The sequence below is a fragment of the Pseudomonas kielensis genome (assembly GCF_030505375.1).
GTDB lineage: Bacteria > Pseudomonadota > Gammaproteobacteria > Pseudomonadales > Pseudomonadaceae > Aquipseudomonas > Aquipseudomonas kielensis.
Genome location: NZ_CP130043.1, coordinates 1,172,211 through 1,190,498 on the forward strand (window position 1 = coordinate 1,172,211; position 18,288 = coordinate 1,190,498).

General features: G+C 61.8%; 18 protein-coding genes. 8 read left to right on the forward strand and 10 right to left on the reverse strand.

Annotated elements, in window-relative coordinates; translation table 11 throughout:
- The first annotated feature begins 92 nt into the window (after window positions 1-92).
- On the forward strand, window positions 93-389 hold the full coding sequence (locus tag Q1W70_RS05790; protein WP_166588738.1) for a DUF1244 domain-containing protein: 297 nt from the start codon (window positions 93-95) through the stop codon (window positions 387-389).
- Window positions 382-720: a HopJ type III effector protein gene (locus Q1W70_RS05795; protein WP_166588739.1), complete on the forward strand. Its 339-nt coding sequence runs from the start codon at window positions 382-384 to the stop codon at window positions 718-720. The genes Q1W70_RS05790 and Q1W70_RS05795 overlap by 8 nt, the downstream gene beginning before the upstream one ends.
- A 69-nt stretch (window positions 721-789) precedes the next feature.
- Here the strand turns inward: Q1W70_RS05795 and trxB are convergent, their stop codons facing one another.
- Window positions 790-1,746, reverse strand: a complete 957-nt coding sequence (gene trxB / locus Q1W70_RS05800) for a thioredoxin-disulfide reductase (RefSeq protein ID WP_027618551.1) — start codon at window positions 1,744-1,746, stop codon at window positions 790-792.
- A gap of 313 nt (window positions 1,747-2,059) precedes the next feature.
- Between trxB and cysZ the strand changes: the two genes are divergently transcribed.
- Window positions 2,060-2,815, forward strand: a complete 756-nt coding sequence (gene cysZ / locus Q1W70_RS05805; protein WP_166588740.1) for a sulfate transporter CysZ — start codon at window positions 2,060-2,062, stop codon at window positions 2,813-2,815.
- Between the two features lie 40 nt (window positions 2,816-2,855).
- On the forward strand, window positions 2,856-4,079 hold the full coding sequence (locus Q1W70_RS05810; protein ID WP_166588741.1) for a glycosyltransferase family 4 protein: 1,224 nt from the start codon (window positions 2,856-2,858) through the stop codon (window positions 4,077-4,079).
- Here the strand turns inward: Q1W70_RS05810 and Q1W70_RS05815 are convergent.
- The 3 genes from Q1W70_RS05815 to Q1W70_RS05825 all read right to left on the reverse strand — a co-directional run bounded on the left by Q1W70_RS05815 (window position 4,048) and on the right by Q1W70_RS05825 (window position 6,485).
- A complete protein-coding gene (locus Q1W70_RS05815; protein ID WP_302098677.1) occupies window positions 4,048-5,151 on the reverse strand; it encodes an NADH:flavin oxidoreductase in 1,104 nt (367 codons plus the stop codon). The genes Q1W70_RS05810 and Q1W70_RS05815 overlap by 32 nt on opposite strands.
- A 233-nt stretch (window positions 5,152-5,384) precedes the next feature.
- Complete coding sequence (locus Q1W70_RS05820) at window positions 5,385-5,867, reverse strand: glutathione peroxidase (protein ID WP_166588743.1); 483 nt, start codon at window positions 5,865-5,867, stop codon at window positions 5,385-5,387.
- Window positions 5,868-5,999: 132 nt separating this feature from the next.
- Entirely contained in the window at window positions 6,000-6,485 is a 486-nt protein-coding gene (locus Q1W70_RS05825) for an FKBP-type peptidyl-prolyl cis-trans isomerase (RefSeq protein WP_166588744.1), read from the reverse strand.
- Here Q1W70_RS05825 and Q1W70_RS05830 point away from each other — a divergent pair.
- From Q1W70_RS05830 to yihG, 3 genes are read left to right on the forward strand one after another with little or no spacing between them, the layout of a single operon-like run.
- On the forward strand, window positions 6,454-6,792 hold the full coding sequence (locus Q1W70_RS05830; RefSeq protein ID WP_166588745.1) for a DUF3565 domain-containing protein: 339 nt from the start codon (window positions 6,454-6,456) through the stop codon (window positions 6,790-6,792). The genes Q1W70_RS05825 and Q1W70_RS05830 overlap by 32 nt on opposite strands.
- A gap of 60 nt (window positions 6,793-6,852) precedes the next feature.
- Complete coding sequence (pta, locus tag Q1W70_RS05835; protein ID WP_166588746.1) at window positions 6,853-8,952, forward strand: phosphate acetyltransferase; 2,100 nt, start codon at window positions 6,853-6,855, stop codon at window positions 8,950-8,952.
- A complete protein-coding gene (gene yihG / locus Q1W70_RS05840) occupies window positions 8,953-9,855 on the forward strand; it encodes a 1-acylglycerol-3-phosphate O-acyltransferase, YihG family (protein WP_265537180.1) in 903 nt (300 codons plus the stop codon).
- A gap of 183 nt (window positions 9,856-10,038) precedes the next feature.
- Here yihG and cysN read toward each other — a convergent pair whose 3' ends face one another.
- From cysN to Q1W70_RS05855, 3 genes are all read right to left on the reverse strand, one after another.
- Window positions 10,039-11,937 (reverse strand): sulfate adenylyltransferase subunit CysN, encoded by a 1,899-nt coding sequence (gene cysN, locus Q1W70_RS05845; protein WP_166588747.1) that lies wholly within the window; start codon window positions 11,935-11,937, stop codon window positions 10,039-10,041.
- A gap of 9 nt (window positions 11,938-11,946) precedes the next feature.
- Window positions 11,947-12,864, reverse strand: a complete 918-nt coding sequence (gene cysD / locus Q1W70_RS05850) for a sulfate adenylyltransferase subunit CysD (protein WP_060542996.1) — start codon at window positions 12,862-12,864, stop codon at window positions 11,947-11,949.
- 133 nt (window positions 12,865-12,997) lie between these two features.
- Window positions 12,998-13,756: a Nif3-like dinuclear metal center hexameric protein gene (locus Q1W70_RS05855; protein ID WP_166588748.1), complete on the reverse strand. Its 759-nt coding sequence runs from the start codon at window positions 13,754-13,756 to the stop codon at window positions 12,998-13,000.
- 102 nt (window positions 13,757-13,858) lie between these two features.
- On the opposite strand from Q1W70_RS05855, the gene algW reads away from it, so the two are divergent.
- Complete coding sequence (algW, locus tag Q1W70_RS05860; RefSeq protein WP_182343536.1) at window positions 13,859-15,016, forward strand: Do family serine endopeptidase AlgW; 1,158 nt, start codon at window positions 13,859-13,861, stop codon at window positions 15,014-15,016.
- Window positions 15,017-15,074: 58 nt separating this feature from the next.
- Here the strand turns inward: algW and hisC are convergent, their stop codons facing one another.
- The 3 genes from hisC to hisG all read right to left on the reverse strand — a co-directional run bounded on the left by hisC (window position 15,075) and on the right by hisG (window position 18,216).
- Window positions 15,075-16,127, reverse strand: coding sequence for a histidinol-phosphate transaminase (gene hisC, locus Q1W70_RS05865; protein WP_166588750.1), 1,053 nt, complete (start codon window positions 16,125-16,127; stop codon window positions 15,075-15,077).
- A 2-nt stretch (window positions 16,128-16,129) separates the two neighbouring features.
- Window positions 16,130-17,455 carry a histidinol dehydrogenase gene (hisD, locus tag Q1W70_RS05870; RefSeq protein WP_166588751.1) on the reverse strand — a complete coding sequence of 442 codons (1,326 nt, stop codon included), beginning with the start codon at window positions 17,453-17,455 and terminating at the stop codon, window positions 16,130-16,132.
- A 125-nt stretch (window positions 17,456-17,580) separates the two neighbouring features.
- On the reverse strand, window positions 17,581-18,216 hold the full coding sequence (gene hisG, locus Q1W70_RS05875; RefSeq protein WP_095169362.1) for an ATP phosphoribosyltransferase: 636 nt from the start codon (window positions 18,214-18,216) through the stop codon (window positions 17,581-17,583).
- Between the last annotated feature and the right edge of the window lie 72 nt (window positions 18,217-18,288).

Below are 18,288 nucleotides of genomic sequence, written 5' to 3' on the forward strand. Positions count from 1 at the left end.
AAGCACCCGGCGCCACGCTGTAAACTGGCAGCCACCGCCATCCAACTTGCAGCTTGAAGCGTGCCGCTTGAAGCTGTCTCGCAGAGACCGCCATGACCGAACAACAACGCCTGGAACTCGAAGCCGCCGCCTTTCGCCGGCTGGTTGCCCACCTGGACAGCCGCAAAGACGTGCAGAACATCGACCTGATGAACCTCTCGGGCTTCTGCCGTAACTGCCTGTCCAAGTGGTACAAGGCCGCGGCCGACGAACGCCAGATCGACGTCAGCCTCGATGACGCCCGCGAAGTGGTCTACGGCATGCCGTATGCCGAATGGAAAGCCCACTATCAGCAAGAAGCCAGCGCCGAGCAGCAAGCGGCGTTCGCCAAAGGAAAAACCCATGACTGACCTGAACACCCTGCGCGCCAGCCTCAAGAGCGGTGAACATGCATTTGCCGACACCCTGGCCTTCATCGGCGCGAACTACGACTACCAGCCGCAAGCCTTCAACAACGGCGGCGTGAAAAACGCCGCCGGGCAGAACGAAGGCTCGTGCAAGACCCTGGGCCTGGCCTTGCTGGAAGGCTTGAGCGATGAAGAAGCCCTGCTGGCATTCGGTGAGCATTACCGTGCCGTGCTGAACACCCCTGAAGGCAGTGACCACGGCAACATCCGTGCGCTGATGGTGCATGGTTTGGCGGGAGTTGAGCTTTCAGCACAGCCGCTGACTCGGCGCTGACGGCAGCGCTGGAGCTTTTTCAGCGCTACAAAAAAACCGGCCGAAGCCGGTTTTTTCATGCCCGAAGAATCAAGCGTTCTTCAGGTTGTCCAGGTAACGCTCTGCGTCCAGTGCGGCCATGCAGCCGGCACCGGCGGAGGTGATGGCCTGGCGGTAGACGTGGTCGGCCACGTCACCGGCGGCAAAGATACCTTCGATGCTGGTGGCAGTAGCGTTGCCGTCACGGCCGCCCTGCACGACTAGGTAGCCATCCTTGAGGGTCAACTGGCCTTCGAACAGCGAGGTGTTCGGGGTGTGGCCGATGGCGATGAACACGCCGTCGACTTTCAACTCGTCGAAGCTGCCGTCGTTGTTCTTCAGGCGCGCACCGGTCACGCCCATGTTGTCACCCAGCACTTCGTCCAGGTTGGCGTTCAACTTGAGGATGATCTTGCCTTCGGCCACACGGGCGTTCAGCTTGTCGATCAGGATCTTCTCGGCGCGGAAGGTCTCGCGACGGTGAACCAGGGTGACGGTGCTGGCGATGTTGGCCAGGTACAGGGCTTCTTCCACAGCGGTGTTACCGCCGCCAACCACTGCGACCGGCTTGTTGCGATAGAAGAAACCATCGCAGGTGGCACAGGCCGAAACGCCCTTGCCCATGAATGCCTCTTCCGACGGCAGGCCCAGGTAACGCGCACTGGCGCCGGTGGCGATGATCAGCGCGTCACAGGTGTAAGTGCCGCTGTCGCCCGTCAGGGTGTAAGGCTTGGCAGCGAAGTCGACGGCATTGATGTGGTCGAACACGATTTCGGTCTCGAAACGCTCGGCGTGCTCTTTCATACGCTCCATCAGCGCCGGGCCGGTCAGGCCATGAACGTCGCCTGGCCAGTTGTCGACTTCGGTGGTGGTGGTCAGTTGACCGCCAGCCTGCATGCCGGTGATCAGCAGCGGCTTGAGGTTGGCACGGGCGGCATAGACCGCGGCGCTGTAACCGGCAGGGCCGGAACCGAGAATAATCACTCGCGAATGACGTACATCAGACATGACTCACTCCTATCGACCGGCCGGTATGACCTGGCGCGGGTGCCGGATTGCCGGCTGGAATAAAAAAGGACCGTGCCAGCACTTGGGGAAGTGCATCGCGGGACAGCCCTGAAAAATAATGGGTGCAGCGTATCGAGGAGGCGAAGATTAAGGAAATACCGTTTAACAATCCAGCTCATAGGCGGTCTCTATCTCCAAGCGGCCGATTTAACGGCGCCTTTGTTACAGTTAATGTCGATCCGCTTGCCACGCTTTCGCCTGTGGGGCAAAGCCGGTAAGGTCGGCGCGTTTTCCCCCTTGCTCGGAGCACCTTATGCCCGCCCCCGTTCTGTCCGGCCCGCAATACCTGCGCGAAGGCCTGAAGCTGGTCTTGAGTCCCAGCCTGCGTTTGTTCGTGCTGCTGCCGCTGGCCATCAACCTGGTGCTGTTCGTCGGCTTGATCTACCTGGCTGGCCACCAATTCAGCCTGTGGGTCGACACCCTGATGCCGTCGCTGCCCGACTGGCTGAGCTTCCTCAGTTATGTGCTCTGGCCGATGTTCGTGGTGTTGGTGGCGCTGATGGTGTTTTTCTCCTTCACCCTGCTGGCCAACGTGATCGCAGCACCCTTCAATGGCTTCCTTGCCGAGAAAGTCGAAGTGGTGGTCCGCGGTACCGACGACTTCCCGGCCTTCAGTTGGGGCGAGTTGATGGCCATGGTCCCACGGACCCTGGCCCGGGAAATGCGCAAGCTGGGGTACTTCCTGCCCCGGGCGCTGGCACTGTTCATCCTGTCGTTCATTCCGGTGGTCAACCTGATCGCCGCACCGCTGTGGTTGATCTTCGGGGTGTGGATGATGGCGATCCAGTACATCGACTACCCGGCGGACAACCACAAGCTGGGCTGGAACGAGATGCTCGCCTGGCTGCGGGAAAAACGCTGGCAGAGCATGAGTTTCGGCGGGATCGTCTATCTGGCGCTGCTGATTCCGGTGGTGAACATCCTGATGATGCCGGCCGCGGTGGCAGGGGCGACCCTGTTCTGGGTCCGTGAGCGCGGCGCGGAAAACCTGGTCACTCGCCAGGGCTGAGCCGGTCATCAATTCATCATCACCCTGACACAATGACGACATGACCCCCACTGACACTGGGGTCATGACGACAACTCTGCACATCACCCTGATCACCGAAACCTTCCCTCCGGAAATCAACGGCGTGGCCAATACCCTGGGCCGCCTGTGTGATGGCCTGCGCGCCCGTGGGCATCAGGTCGAGCTGGTGCGCCCGCGCCAGGATGGCGATCAGGCCCTGGCCAGCGACGACGCCCTGCTGCTCTGCCGGGGCTGGCCGCTGCCGGGGTATCCGGGGTTGCAGTGGGGTCAGTCGTCGATGCACAAATTGCTCAGGCGCTGGAAACGCCAGCGCCCGGACGTGCTGTACATCGCCACCGAAGGCCCGCTGGGCCTGTCGGCCCTGCGCGCGGCACGGCGCCTGGGGATCTCGGTAGTGAGCGGTTTTCATACCAATTTCCAGCAATACACCAGTCAGTACGGCCTCGGTTTGCTGACCCGGATGCTGACGCATTACCTGCGCTGGTTTCACAACCGTTCGGCGCTGACACTGGTGCCGAGCGTCAGCCAGCAACTGGAGTTGGAGCGCCGGCATTTCGAGCGTCTGGCGCTGTTGTCCCGGGGGGTCGACAGCCAGTTGTTTCACCCGACCAAGCGGCTCAATGCCTTGCGTGAGCAATGGGGCCTGGCCGAGGGGGACATTGCGGTCATTCACGTCGGTCGGCTCGCACCCGAGAAAAACCTTGGCCTGCTCAAACGCTGTTTCGAACAGCTGTGCAGCACTTATCCACAGCGCAATCTGAAACTGATCGTGGTCGGCGACGGGCCGCAACGCGCGGCACTGGAAAAGGATCTGCCGCAGGCGATTTTCTGTGGATCACAGCGCGGTGAGGCCTTGGCCGCGCACTATGCGTGCGGTGATGTGTTTGTGTTTCCGAGCCTGACCGAAACCTTCGGCAATGTGGTGCTGGAAGCCCTGGCCTCTGGGCTGGGCGTAGTGGCCTATGACCAGGCCGCGGCGGCGCAGCATATTCGCCATGGTTACAACGGAGTGTTGGCGATGCCAGGCGATGAAGAGGCGTTCTGCGATGCGGCAGCGTGGTTGCTGGAGGAAGATGAAACCCTGCGCTGCGTGCGTCTGAATGCGCGGCAGCACGCCAGCCGCCAGGGCTGGGCGGCGATCATCGAGCAGTTTGAAGAGCAATTGCGCGGGGCCTGTCAGGTCCCCGCGTCAGAGAAGGTTGCGGTGGCGCTTAAACCAGCGTCATCAATGCTTCGCGACTGAACGGCAGGATCTCGCCTTCACGGCCATCCCGGACTTTCTGCGCCCAGTCCGGGTCGACCAGCAACGCACGCCCCACCGCCACCAGATCGAATTCATCGTTGTTCAGGCGTTCCAGCAGGTTTTCCAGGCTGGCCGGCTGCGCCACTTTGTCGGTGTTGACCATAAATTGCAGGAACTCACCGTCCAGGCCCACGCTGCCCACGGTGATGGTCGGTTTGCCGGTCAGCACGCGAGTCCAGCCGGCCAGGTTGAGGTCGGAACCGTCAAACTCCGGCTCCCAGAAACGTCGTGTCGAGCAATGGAAAATGTCCACACCCGCGTCAGACAACGGCTTGAGGAACGCCCCCAGCGCCTCGGGCGTCTGCACCAGGCGTGCGGTGTAATCCTGCTGCTTCCACTGGGAGAAACGGAAGATGATCGGGAAACCTTCGCCGACCGCTGCCCGCACTGCCTGGATCAACTCAATGGCAAACCGCGAGCGATTGGCCAGGCTACCGCCGTACTGATCGGTACGCTGGTTGCTGGTCTCCCAGAAGAACTGGTCCACCAGGTAGCCGTGGGCGCCGTGGATTTCCACGCCGTCCATGCCAATGCTCTGCGCGTCCTTGGCGGCCTGGGCGAAGGCGGCGATCACTTCCTGGATATCCTGCTCGGTCATGCCGTGCACCACGACCTGGCCGTCCTTGAGTTTTTCCGATGGACCATAGCCCGGAACACTGACGTCCGGCTCGGTGCCGATGCGCCGCACGCTACCCACGTGCCACAACTGCGGAACGATCTTGCCGCCTTCGGCATGCACCGCGTCCACGACCTTTTTCCAACCGGCCAAGGCCGCTTCACCATAGAACTGCGGAACGTTCGGGTAACCGTTGGCCGCCTTGTGGCCTACCGTGGTGCCCTCGGTGATGATCAGGCCCACGCCCGCCGCCGCGCGACGGCGGTAGTACTCGATGACTTTGGAGTTAGGCACACCGCCTGGGGAAAACGAACGGGTCATTGGGGCCATGACCACGCGGGTCGGCAGTTCAAGGGTGCCGAGCTGGAACGGTTTGAACAAGGCTTGTACAGGCATGCGGCACTCCACAGGGATGCGAGGTTTATGACGGGGATAATATGGAGTGAGCATCGTGTTGAACAGCACTATTGATTGCAGTGATTAAGCACCAAAAGATAGGAAATATTGTAGGAGCGAGCTCGCTCGCGATGGACTGGAGAACGCCGCGCCGTATCAGGCTCGCAGCGTTATCGTTGACGACCATCGCGAGCAAGCCGCAAGCGGGCACTCGCTCCTACAGGGGGGAGATATCAGCTCAGCGCTTTTTCGATAGCCTGGACGACCGCAGGATCATCCGGTGCCGTACGCGGCGAGAAACGCGCCAGCACACGACCGTCCTTGCCCAGCAGGAATTTTTCGAAGTTCCAGGTGATGTCGCCAGGAAACTCCGCACCCTCGCCCGCCAACAGACGGTACAACTGATGACGCTCATGGCCGTTGACTTCCAGCTTGCTGGACAACGGAAAGCTCACGCCGTAGTTGAGGCTGCAAAATGCCTTGATCTCGTCGGCAGTGCCCGGCTCCTGGCCAGCAAACTGGTTGCAAGGCAACCCCAGCACGCTGAAGCCCTGGTCTTTGTACTGCTGGTAGAGGTTTTCCAGGGCGGCATACTGTGGGGTCAAACCACACTTGGAGGCCACGTTGACCACCAGTACGACACGCCCTTTGAAAGGCGCCAGCGGAAGCGCCTGGCCGTCCAACGCTTTTAAAGTAAGGTCGTGAAAAGCACTCATGATGAACTCCAGATATCCCGTGTTTTTCTCGAAACGCCCTTCAACCGCACTCTCGCCCGGCGCCCTTTAACCGGCGCCGACTAAAAAGGCGCCCAAAGGCGCCTCTCCAGATACCTGAGCTTAGCGCAGAAATCAGTGGTGATGACCACCTTCGCCATGGACGTGACCATGGGCGACTTCTTCCTCGCTGGCGTCACGGATGGCGATGATCTTCACCTGGAAGTTCAGGCGCTGGCCAGCCAACGGGTGGTTGCCGTCAACGGTCACGTCGTCGCCGTCCAGGTCACGGATGGTCACGATCTGCATTTGGCCGTCTGGCGCGGAAGCGTGGAACTGCATGCCCACTTCCAGTTCGTCGACGCCTTCGAACATGCTGCGGCTCAGGGTGCTGACCAGCTCGGCGGCGTATTCGCCGTAAGCGTCTTCAGGTTCAACAGCTACGGTCAGTTCGTCGCCGACAGCTTTACCTTCCAGGGCTTTTTCCAGGCCTGGAATGATGTTACCTGCGCCTTGCAGGTAGACCAGCGGCGCGCCGCCGGCGGAGCTGTCGATGACCTCACCAGCGTCGTTGGTCAGGGTATAGTCGATGGAGACAGCCTTATTGGCGGCGATCAGCATGGGGCGAGACCTTTTGCAGAAGAATAAAGAATGGACAAGTTTAGCGAAGCAAACGCCCGAAAGCGAACGGAACCCGGACCAACGGCCCGCTTCGAAGGCTTCGATCATCACCGGTTTCCATCAGGACCAGGATGGGCACTGGGTGGCCGAGCTGTCCTGTGGCCATACCCAGCACCTGCGCCACCAGCCTCCCTGGCAATCCCGGGCCTGGGTCCTGGACCCATTGCAGCGCCAGGAAAAAATAGGCCAGCCCTTTGATTGCGGTTGGTGCGCTCAAGGCCCGGTTAGCGATAACCTTGGCGTCTGAAATTTCGGTAGGAGGCCAGTCATAGGCCTTCACCTTGCCATGCACCTCTAGAGAATCCGCATGCAAACTTTTTTTATCGCACCCACCGATTTTGGTGTGGGCCTGACTTCCATCAGCCTCGGGCTGGTGCGCACCCTGGAACGTGCAGGGTTGAAAGTCGGCTTCTTCAAACCGATTGCCCAACCGCACCCCGGTGATACCGGACCGGAACGCTCCACCGAACTGGTGGCCCGCACCCATGGCCTGAAACCACCCCAGCCACTGGGCCTGGCCCATGTCGAGCGGATGCTCGGCGACGGCCAACTGGACGAGTTGCTGGAAGAAATCATCACCCTGTACCAGCAAGCCGCCATCGGCAAGGACGTGCTGATCGTCGAAGGCATGGTGCCGACCCGCAGTGCCAGCTATGCCGCCCGGGTCAACCTGCACCTGGCCAAAAGCCTGGACGCCGAGGTGATCCTGGTCTCGGCGCCGGAAAACGAAGTGCTCACCGAACTGTCCGGGCGCGTCGAGTTGCAGGCACAACTGTTCGGCGGCCCGAAAGACCCGAAAGTCCTCGGTGTGATCCTCAACAAGGTCAAGACCGAGGAAAGCATGGAGGCCTTCGCCGCGCGCCTGAAAGAACACTCGCCGTTGCTGCGCAGCGGTGACTTCAGGCTGCTTGGCTGCATCCCGTTCCAGCCGGAACTCAATGCCCCGCGCACCCGCGATGTGGCTGACCTGATGGGTGCGCAAGTGCTCAATGCCGGCGACTTCGAAACCCGGCGCATGACCAAGATCATCATTTGCGCACGGACCATGCGCAACACCGTGGAGCTGCTCAAGCCCGGCGTGCTGGTGGTGACCCCGGGAGATCGCGACGACATCATCCTGGCCGTCAGCCTGGCGGCGATGAACGGCGTCCCCCTGGCCGGCCTGCTGCTGACCAGTGACACCCTGCCCGACCCGCGCATCATGGACCTGTGCCGCGGGGCGTTGCAGGCCGGCTTGCCGGTGCTGTCGGTGAGCACCGGCTCCTACGACACCGCCAACCAGTTGAACGGCCTGAACAAGGAAATCCCGATCGACGACCGCGAACGCGCGGAAATCATCACAGACTTCGTCGCCAGCCACCTGGACGCCAACTGGCTGCACCAGCGCTGCGGTACGCCGCGAGAAATGCGCCTGTCGCCCGCGGTGTTCCGCTACCAGTTGATCCAGCGCGCCCAGGCGGCCAACAAGCGCATCGTCCTGCCCGAGGGCAGCGAGCCCTTGACCGTGCAAGCGGCGGCCATCTGTCAGGCGCGCGGCATTGCCCGTTGCGTGTTGCTGGCCAAACCGGCGGACGTCGAGGCGGTGGCGCGTGCCCAGGGCATCGAGTTGCCCCCAGGCCTGGAGATTCTCGACCCGGACCTGATCCGCGACCGCTATGTCGAACCGATGGTTGCCCTGCGCAAGACCAAGAGCCTCAATGCGCCGATGGCCGAGCAGCAACTGGAAGACACCGTGGTGATTGGCACCATGATGCTGGCACTGGACGAGGTCGACGGGCTGGTGTCCGGGGTCATTCACTCCACCGCCAATACCATTCGCCCCGCCCTGCAACTGATTAAAACCGCACCGGGCTGCACCCTGGTGTCCTCGGTGTTCTTCATGCTGTTTCCAGAGGAAGTGCTGGTCTACGGCGACTGCATCATGAACCCGCACCCCAGCGCCAGCGAGCTGGCGGAAATCGCCCTGCAAAGCGCCGACTCCGCCGCCGCCTTCGGCATCACGCCACGGGTGGCGATGCTCAGCTACTCCAGCGGCGACTCGGCCAGCGGTGAAGAAGTGGAGAAGGTGCGCGAGGCCACGCTCCTGGCCCACGAAGCGCAAAACTCGCTGCTGATCGACGGACCGCTGCAGTATGACGCCGCCGCCAACGAAGCGGTCGCCCGGCAACTGGCACCCAACAGCCAGGTGGCCGGGCGTGCCACGGTGTTCATTTTCCCCGACCTCAACAGTGGCAACACCACCCACAAGGCCGTGCAGCGCAGTGCCGATTGCGTCAGCCTCGGGCCGATGCTGCAAGGCCTGCGCAAACCGGTGAACGATTTGCCGCGCGGTGCGCAGGTCGACGACATCGTCTACACCATTGCCCTGACCGCGATTCAGGCCGCCAACCGACCGATGGATCTCTAAATGCTGGATTTTCTCCCTGGCGCCGTGCGTGGCGTGATCGCCGCGCTGCTACTGGCACTCAACACCCTGTTGTTGTGTTCGTTCCTGTTCTGCGTGGCGATCTTCAAGGTCTTGCCGTTCGCCCTCACCCAGCGCTTCACCGCCTGGCTGATGAACCACACCCATGAGGCCTGGATCAGCAACAACAAGGCCTGGATGCGCTTGGTCTGCCGTACCCGCTGGCACCTCAGTGGCCTTGAAGGCCTGGACTACCAGCACTCGTACCTGATCACCAGCAACCACCAGAGCTGGGTCGACATCATGGTCCTGCAGTACCTGTTGAACCGGAAAATCCGCCCGCTGAAGTTTTTCCTCAAGCAGGAGCTGATCTGGGTCCCGGTGATTGGTCTGGCCTGGTGGGCCCTGGGCTTCCCGTTCATGAAGCGCTATTCCAAGGCCTACCTGGAAAAGCACCCGGAGAAGAAAGGCAAGGACCTGGAAACCACCCGCAAGACCTGTGCGAAGTTTCGCAACAATCCGGTGGGCATGTTCAACTTCGCCGAGGGCACACGCTTCACCGAGGCCAAGCACAAACAGCAGCAGTCGCCGTTCCGCTACCTGCTCAAGCCCAAGGCCGGCGGGATTGCCTTTGTGCTGGATGCCATGGGCGAACAACTGCAGTCGATCGTCAATGTGACCATTCACTACCCCGCCGGGCGCCCGGGTTTCTGGGACCTGCTGTGTGGCAATGTGAAGGAGGTGGTGGTGCACTTCCAGGAGCTGCCGATCCCGCCGCAATTCATCGGCAAGAACTACGAGCAGGATGGCGAGTACCGCCTGCAGTTCCAGGGCTGGATCAATCAGCTGTGGGAAGACAAGGATGCGTTGCTGGAGCAGATGCATCGGGCGTATCCAGCGAAGTAAAAAGGCGTCTGTTCCGACCTCATCGCTGGCAAGCCAGCTCCCACGGTGATTTTCAGTGGGTACAGGTGTTGTGTACGAGCGCGAAACCTGTGGGAGCTGGCTTGCCAGCGAAGGCGATTTTGAAGACACAAAAAAACCCGCCGATGATCACTCATCGGCGGGTTTCTTTTTACTGGCTAACGCTTAGATCGCACCGCGGCTACGCAGCAGATCCAGCACCTGCTTGACGCTGTCTTCCAGCGACAGCGCCTGGGTGTCGACCACCAGGTCGGCGTCCAGCGGCACGTCGTACGGGAAGGACTCGCCCGGGATGTTGTCCCCGGCCGCCGCGTACAGGCCTTGCGGGTCACGTTCGGCACAGACTGCCGGCGAGGCCTGGACGTAGACCGTCAACAGGCGGTCCTTGCCAATCAGGTCCTTGGCCTGCTCGCGACCTTCGGAACTCGGCGCAACGAACGCTGCCAGGGTCAGCAGACCGGCTTCGTTGAACTGACGCGCCACATGCGCGGCACGACGCCAGTTCTCGGTACGTCCGGCGCGATCCTGTGGCAGACCTTTGTTGAGGTCGTGACGCAGGTTCTGGCCGTCGAGGACAAACACCGCACGCCCCATGTCGAACAGCTTGCGCTCGACCGCATAGGCCAGGGTGCTCTTGCCGGCGCCCGACAGGCCGCTGAACAACACGGTGGCCGGTTGCTGGCCGAAGCGCTGAGCGCGCTCTTCGGTAGCGACGTGCGCCAGTTTGCCGTGATGGGTACTGGTGCCATGCGCCAAAGGCTGGGCGACGATCATGCCGGCGCCGACGGTGCCATTGGTCAGGCGGTCGATGATGATGAAGGCGCCGGTGGTGCGGTTGCTTTCGTAACCGTCGAGGGCGATCGGCGCATCGAGCGCGATCCTGACCTTGCCGATTTCGTTCAACTGCAACGCACTGGCCGGGCCTTCTTCCAGAGTGTTGACGTCGACCTTGTTGACGATACTGGCAATGGAGCCCGGCACGTAGCTGGTGGCGCGCTTGATGTCGTACTTCTTGCCCGGCAGCATCGGCTCTTCAGCCATCCACACCAGCATGGCTTCGAAGCTGTCGGTCACCGGCGGCACGTTGTCGGCATGTACCAACAGGTCGCCACGGGAGATGTCGATCTCGTCTTCCATGGTCAGGGTCACTGCCTGGCCAGGACCGGCGTGCTCCAGCTCACCTTCGAAGGTGACGATGGATTTGACGCGGCTGCTCTTGCCCGAAGGCAGGACCACGATTTCGTCGCCTTTCTTGACGATGCCGCTGGCCAGGGTGCCGGCGAAACCGCGGAAGTTCAGGTTGGGACGGTTGACGTACTGCACCGGGAAACGCAGGTCGGTGAAGTTGCGGTCGCCCGCCACTTCCACGGTCTCGAGGATTTCCATCAGCGACTGACCGGTGTACCACGGCGAGCGCTCGGACTTGTTCACCACGTTGTCGCCCTTGAGGGCCGACATCGGCACGAAGTGCATGCTGGTGGGCTTCATCTTCAAGCCTTCGGCGAACTGCAGGTAGTCGGCCTTGATCGACTCGAACACGCCCTGGTCGAAGTCCTTGAGGTCCATCTTGTTGATGGCCACGACGATGTGCTTGATGCCCAGCAACGAGGCGATGAAGCTGTGGCGACGGGTCTGAGTCTGCACGCCGTAGCGGGCATCGACCAGGATGATCGCCAGGTCACAGGTGGACGCACCGGTGGCCATGTTGCGGGTGTACTGCTCATGGCCCGGGGTATCGGCAATGATGAATTTGCGTTTGGCGGTGGAGAAATAGCGATACGCGACATCGATGGTGATGCCCTGTTCACGCTCGGCCTGCAGGCCGTCGACCAGCAGTGCCAGGTCGATATCGTCGCCGGTGGTGCCGACTTTTTTCGAGTCGCGGGTAATGGCTTCCAGATGGTCTTCGTAGATCATCTTGGAGTCGTGCAGCAGGCGCCCGATCAGGGTGCTCTTGCCGTCGTCGACGTTACCGCAGGTCAAAAAGCGCAGTAGCTCTTTACGCTCGTGCTGGCCCAGGTAGGCGAGGATGTCCTCGCTGATCAAATCAGATTGATGCGACATGACAGCCCCTTAGAAATAACCTTGACGTTTTTTGTCTTCCATCGAGCCGGCGCCATCGTGGTCGATGACACGGCCCTGGCGCTCGGAAGTTCGCGTCAGGAGCATTTCCTGAATGATGTCCGTGAGGCTTTCGGCCTCGGACTCCACCGCGCCCGTCAACGGGTAGCAACCAAGGGTACGGAAACGCACTTTCTTTTTGACGATGCGGGCTTTGTCTTCATCGCTCAGGTGTTCGAGGATGCGCTCGTCGTCGATCATGATCAGCGTGCCATTCTTCTCGATCACTTCGCGCTCGGCGGCGAAGTACAGCGGCACGATCGGGATGCCTTCGAGGTAGATGTACTGCCAGATGTCCAGCTCGGTCCAGTTCGACAGCGGGAAGACGCGGATCGACTCGCCCTTGTTGACCTTGCCGTTGTAGACGTTCCACAGCTCGGGGCGCTGGTTTTTCGGATCCCAGCGGTGCTTGCTGTCGCGGAACGAGTACACGCGCTCCTTGGCGCGGGACTTCTCTTCATCGCGGCGCGCACCACCGAAGGCGGCGTCGAAACCATGCTTGTCCAACGCCTGTTTCAGGCCTTCGGTCTTCATGATGTCGGTGTGCTTGGCGCTGCCGTGGGTGAACGGGTTGATGCCCTGCGCAACGCCGTCCGGGTTGACGTGGGTGATCAGGTCCAGGCCCAGTTCGGCGACCATCTTGTCGCGGAAGCTGTACATCTCCTGGAATTTCCACTGGGTGTCGACGTGCATCACCGGAAACGGCAGCTTGCCCGGGAAGAACGCCTTGCGTGCCAGGTGCAGCATCACGGCGGAGTCTTTACCGATGGAGTACAGCATCACCGGGTTATCGAACTCGGCGGCCACCTCGCGGATGATGTGGATGCTTTCCGCCTCCAGCTGTTTCAGATGCGTCAGTTTGTCGACCATGGCTACTCACGAAAACTTTCTTATGAACGGCCACCGGGCCGTGTTCGAGCGGGGATCCTAGCACAGCGTCCCCTTCTAATCAGGACGCCAACTAGATCGAAAGGGTATATCAATATACCTGCCTGTTTGGCTGTTAAATGGGGTTGGGGCAGTCGATGAAGATGTGCTCCAGGGCAAACCGGCGCGCCAGGTATTCCCCCAGCGCCTGCACGCCGTAGCGCTCGGTGGCGTGGTGACCGGCGGCGATGAAGCTGATGCCGTTTTCCCGGGCGCTGTGGAAAGTCTGCTCGGATGCTTCACCGCTCAGGTACAGGTCGACGCCGGCCTGCACGGCCTGGTCGATATAGCCCTGCCCACCCCCGGTGCACCAGCCGACTCGCCGGATCATCTGCTCGCCTTCGATCAACAGCGGCTCGCGGCCCATGACCTGCTGCACGTGGCGGGCAAAGTCGCGGGCGGTCATGGGTTCGGCGAGAGAGCCGACCAGGCCGACCACCTTGGCATTGTCCGGGTCCAGCGGACCCTCTACGGTAATCTCCAGCTGCCGGGCCAGTTGCACGTTGTTGCCCACATCCGGATGCAGGTCCAGCGGCAGGTGATAGGCCAGCAGGCTGATGTCGTGTTTGAGCAGGGTCTTGAGCCGGCGCTGCTTCATGCCGGTGATGCACGGGCTTTCGCCCTTCCAGAAGTAGCCATGGTGGACCAGGATCAGGTCGGCGCTGGCTTCGACGGCGGCATCGAGCAAGGCCTGGCTGGCAGTGACGCCGCTGACGATACGCATGACTTGGGGCCGCCCCTCGACCTGCAGGCCATTGGGGCAATAATCGGCAATCCGCGAACTGCCAAGGTAACGATCCGCTTCTGCTACCAGGGTGCTCAGGGCAACGGCCATAAAAGACTCCTAAATATCCCGTTCAGAGGCACGCGCGGCCTCGTATAATGCGCGACATTATGGGCCGTCGTTGGCCCCTCGTAACCTCCCAGGATTTGTTCAATGCTCAAGGGTCTGCGTTTTTTTGGCTGGCCGCTATTGGCCGGCGTGCTGATTGCGTTGCTGATTATCCAGCGTTACCCACAATGGGTCGGTCTTCCGAACCTGGATGTGAACCTGCAGCAGGCCCCGCAAACCACTCTGACGCAACAGGGCCCGGTGTCCTACGCGGACGCGGTCGTCATCGCCGCCCCCGCGGTGGTCAACCTCTACACCACCAAAGTGGTCAACAAGACCAGCCACCCGCTGTTCGAAGACCCACAGTTCCGACGCTTCTTCGGCGATAACGCGCCCAAGCAGAAGCGAATGGAATCGAGCCTCGGCTCGGGCGTGATCATGAGTTCGCAAGGCTATTTGCTGACCAACAACCACGTCACCTCCGGCGCCGACCAGATCGTGGTCGCGCTCAAGGACGGTCGCGAAACCCTGGCCCGGGTGATTGGCAGTGACCCGGAAACCGACCTGGCGGTACTCAAGATCGACCTGAAGAACCTGCCGTCGATTACCGTCGGCCGCTCGGAAAGCATTCGTGTCGGTGACGTGGCCCTGGCCATCGGCAACCCGTTTGGCGTCGGCCAGACCGTGACCATGGGCATCATCAGCGCCACCGGGCGCAACCAGTTGGGCCTGAACAACTACGAAGACTTCATCCAGACCGACGCCGCGATCAACCCCGGCAACTCCGGTGGCGCACTGGTGGACGCCAACGGCAACCTGACGGGCATCAACACGGCGATCTTCTCCAAGTCCGGCGGTTCCCAGGGCATCGGCTTCGCCATTCCGATCAAGCTGGCCATGGAGGTGATGAAGTCGATCATCGAGCACGGCCAGGTGATTCGTGGCTGGCTGGGCATTGAAGTGCAACCCTTGAGCCAGGAACTGGCGGAGTCGTTTGGTCTGTCCGGGCGTCCGGGCATCGTGGTGGCGGGGATTTTCCGTGACGGCCCGGCGCAGAAAGCCGGCCTGCAACTGGGGGATGTGATCCTGAGCATCGACGGTGAGCCGGCTGGCGACGGCCGGCGCTCGATGAACCAGGTGGCGCGCATCAAGCCCACCGACAAGGTCAGCATCCAGGTGATCCGCAATGGCAAGGAGCTCACGCTGACCGCAGAGATCGGCCTGCGCCCGCCTCCTGCACCGATAGTCAAAGAGCAAGAGTAACGCCTGATGTAAACCTCGGTGGGAGCGAACGCTCGCTCCCACCGAGGGCTGCGTTGCTTTAGAGGTCGCCCAAACCGTCGATCAACGCCTGGTTTTGCTCCGGCGTGCCGATGGAGATGCGCAGGAACTGGGCAATCCGTTCCTGCTTGAAGTGCCGGACAATCACCCCTTGCTCACGCAACTTCGCCGCCAACCCGGCCGCATCGTGCTGCGGGTGACGGGCGAAGATGAAGTTGGCTGCCGACGGCAGGACCTCAAAGCCTTTTTCCTGCAACTGCGCGACCACCTGCTCGCGGCTGTCGATGACCAACTGGCAAGTCCTGGTGAAATACTCCCGATCCTCGAACGCCGCCGCTGCCCCGACAATCGCCAGGCGATCCAACGGGTAGGAGTTGAAGCTGTTCTTGATCCGCTCCAACGCTTCGATCAGGTCCGGATGACCGACGGCCAGGCCGACCCGCAAGCCGGCCAGCGAGCGCGACTTGGACAGGGTCTGGGTCACCAGCAGGTTCGGATAGCGATCCACCAGGCTGATCGCCGTCTCACCGCCGAAGTCGATGTAGGCCTCATCCACCACCACCACGGAATCCGGGCTGGCCTTGAGGATCTGCTCGACGGCGTCCAGGGGCAACAGGCAGCCGGTTGGCGCGTTCGGGTTGGGGAAAATGATCCCGCCGTTCGGCCGCGCGTAGTGCGCCGGGTTGATCTGGAACTGCTCGTCCAGAGGCACTGCGTCGAACGTGATGCCATACAGGCCGCAGTAGACCGGATAGAAGCTGTAGCTGATGTCCGGGAACAACAGCGGCTTATCGTGCTGCAGCAGGCCGTGAAAGATGTGGGCCAGGACTTCGTCGGAACCGTTGCCGAGGAACACCTGATTGCCTTGCACGCCGTAGTAGCTGGCCACCGCCTGCTTGAGCAGGTCGCTGTTGGGGTCCGGGTACAGGCGCAGGTTGTCGTTGAGTTCGACCTGCATGGCGGCCAGCGCCTTGGGCGATGGGCCGTAGGGGTTTTCGTTGGTGTTGAGCTTGACCAGCTTGGTCAGCTTCGGCTGTTCGCCCGGAACGTAGGGCACCAGGTCCTTGACGAACGCACTCCAGAATTTACTCATGTTCAGTTCCCTTCCTGATCGGCAACGATGCGGTATTCGGCACTGCGGGCGTGGGCGGTCAACGACTCGCCACGGGCCAGTACCGAAGCAGTCTTGCCCAGCTCAGAAGCGCCCGCTTCGGAGCAAAAAATGATCGACGAGCGTTTCTGGAAGTCGTAGACCCCCAGCGGCGAGGAGAATCGCGCGGTGCCGGAAGTCGGCAGCACGTGGTTGGGGCCTGCGCAATAGTCGCCCAAGGCCTCGGAGGTGTGACGTCCCATGAAGATCGCGCCAGCGTGACGGATCTGCGGCAGCCAGGCTTGCGGGTCCGCCACCGACAACTCCAGGTGCTCCGGGGCAATGCGGTTGGCCACGTCGATGGCCTGTTGCATGTCACGCACCTGGATCAGCGCGCCACGACCATTGATCGAGGTCTGGATGATCTCGGCCCGCTCCATGGTCGGCATCAGCTTGTTGATGCTCGCCGCCACCCGGTCGAGGAATTCGGCGTCGGGACTGACCAGGATGGCCTGGGCGTCTTCGTCGTGCTCGGCCTGGGAGAACAGGTCCATGGCGATCCAGTCGGGATCGGTCTGGCCATCGCATACCACGAGGATTTCCGAAGGCCCGGCAATCATGTCGATACCGACCTGGCCAAACACGTGGCGCTTGGCGGTGGCGACGTAGATGTTGCCAGGGCCGACTACTTTGTCCACGCGCGGCACGCTTTCGGTGCCATAGGCCAGCGCGGCAACCGCTTGGGCGCCGCCGATGGTGAACACCCGGTCGACGCCGGCGATGCAGGCCGCAGCCAGCACCAGTTCATTGATTTCGCCCCGTGGCGTCGGCACCACCATGACCACCTCGGTCACCCCCGCGACCTTGGCTGGAATCGCGTTCATCAGTACCGAGGACGGGTAGGACGCCTTGCCGCCTGGCACGTACAGGCCCGCACGGTCCAGCGGCGTGACTTTCTGGCCCAACACCGTGCCGTCGGCTTCGGTGTAGCTCCAGGAGTCCTGCTTCTGCTTTTCGTGGTAGCTGCGCACGCGGGTCGCGGCGACCTCCAGGGCTTCGCGCTGGGCCACGGTGATGCGGGTCAAGGCCAGCTCCAGGCGCTCGCGCGGCAGGATCAGGTCGGCCATCGAGGCCACTTGCAGGCCGTCGAACTGCTGGGTGAACTCCACCAGCGCCGCATCGCCACGCTCACGCACAGCCTTGATGATGTCCAGCACCCGCTGATTGACCGAGTCGTCAGACACACTTTCCCAGCTCAGCAGATGATCCAGATGATGCGCGAAATCCGGGTCAGCAGCGTTGAGTCGGCGAATTGCAGTCGGTGCGGTCATAGCGAGAGCCTCATAGGAATGGCAAAAACTCAGGCGCCCTAAACTAGCAGTCGTTCCGCTTGGGCACCTGAGAATTCTGGCTATGAGGCGGATAGACGGGCGCGACTTAACGTCGCGCAAGCGAATCAGCCGCGGTGTCGCGACTCCACTGCCTGGCGCAGGGTGTCGATCAACGCCTGGATCCTGGCGTGTTGCATTTTCATCGAAGCCTTGTTGACGATCAGCCGGGAGCTGATGGCCGCAATGAACTCCTGTGGCTCCAGGCCGTTGGCCCGCAGCGTGTTGCCGGTATCGACCACGTCGATGATCTTGTCCGCCAGGCCGATCAGCGGCGCCAGCTCCATCGAGCCATACAGCTTGATGATGTCGACCTGGCGACCTTGCTCGGCGTAGTAGCGCTTGGCAACGTTGACGAATTTGGTGGCGATCCGCAGGCGGCCCTTGGGCTCGATGGCACCGACCTTGCCGGCGGTCATCAGCTTGCATTGGGCAATCTGCAGGTCCAGCGGCTCGTAGAGGCCCTGGCCGCCGTATTCCATCAACACATCTTTACCGGCGACGCCCAGGTCAGCGGCACCATGCTCGACGTAGGTCGGCACATCGGTGGCGCGCACGATCAGCAAGCGCACATCGGCCTGGGTCGTGGGGATGATCAGCTTGCGGCTCTTGTCCGGATTCTCGGTTGGCACAATGCCCGCTTCAGCCAGAAGCGGCAGGGTGTCGTCGAGGATGCGGCCCTTGGACAGTGCGATGGTCAACATGGGAAACGTCAGTCCTTATCAGGCTACTGATGCCCGGTCGCAAACGGCGCCGGACACACGTCGAGCCCGTAA

Coding starts and splice junctions, on each gene's coding strand:
- Q1W70_RS05790 (WP_166588738.1), top strand. CDS start 93: ATGACCGAACAACAACGCCTGGAACTCGAAGCCGCCGCCTTTCGCCGG.
- Q1W70_RS05795 (WP_166588739.1), top strand. CDS start 382: ATGACTGACCTGAACACCCTGCGCGCCAGCCTCAAGAGCGGTGAACAT.
- trxB (WP_027618551.1), bottom strand. CDS start 1,746: ATGTCTGATGTACGTCATTCGCGAGTGATTATTCTCGGTTCCGGCCCT.
- cysZ (WP_166588740.1), top strand. CDS start 2,060: ATGCCCGCCCCCGTTCTGTCCGGCCCGCAATACCTGCGCGAAGGCCTG.
- Q1W70_RS05810 (WP_166588741.1), top strand. CDS start 2,856: ATGACCCCCACTGACACTGGGGTCATGACGACAACTCTGCACATCACC.
- Q1W70_RS05815 (WP_302098677.1), bottom strand. CDS start 5,151: ATGCCTGTACAAGCCTTGTTCAAACCGTTCCAGCTCGGCACCCTTGAA.
- Q1W70_RS05820 (WP_166588743.1), bottom strand. CDS start 5,867: ATGAGTGCTTTTCACGACCTTACTTTAAAAGCGTTGGACGGCCAGGCG.
- Q1W70_RS05830 (WP_166588745.1), top strand. CDS start 6,454: ATGGAGACAGCCTTATTGGCGGCGATCAGCATGGGGCGAGACCTTTTG.
- Q1W70_RS05825 (WP_166588744.1), bottom strand. CDS start 6,485: ATGCTGATCGCCGCCAATAAGGCTGTCTCCATCGACTATACCCTGACC.
- pta (WP_166588746.1), top strand. CDS start 6,853: ATGCAAACTTTTTTTATCGCACCCACCGATTTTGGTGTGGGCCTGACT.
- yihG (WP_265537180.1), top strand. CDS start 8,953: ATGCTGGATTTTCTCCCTGGCGCCGTGCGTGGCGTGATCGCCGCGCTG.
- cysN (WP_166588747.1), bottom strand. CDS start 11,937: ATGTCGCATCAATCTGATTTGATCAGCGAGGACATCCTCGCCTACCTG.
- cysD (WP_060542996.1), bottom strand. CDS start 12,864: ATGGTCGACAAACTGACGCATCTGAAACAGCTGGAGGCGGAAAGCATC.
- Q1W70_RS05855 (WP_166588748.1), bottom strand. CDS start 13,756: ATGGCCGTTGCCCTGAGCACCCTGGTAGCAGAAGCGGATCGTTACCTT.
- algW (WP_182343536.1), top strand. CDS start 13,859: ATGCTCAAGGGTCTGCGTTTTTTTGGCTGGCCGCTATTGGCCGGCGTG.
- hisC (WP_166588750.1), bottom strand. CDS start 16,127: ATGAGTAAATTCTGGAGTGCGTTCGTCAAGGACCTGGTGCCCTACGTT.
- hisD (WP_166588751.1), bottom strand. CDS start 17,455: ATGACCGCACCGACTGCAATTCGCCGACTCAACGCTGCTGACCCGGAT.
- hisG (WP_095169362.1), bottom strand. CDS start 18,216: ATGTTGACCATCGCACTGTCCAAGGGCCGCATCCTCGACGACACCCTG.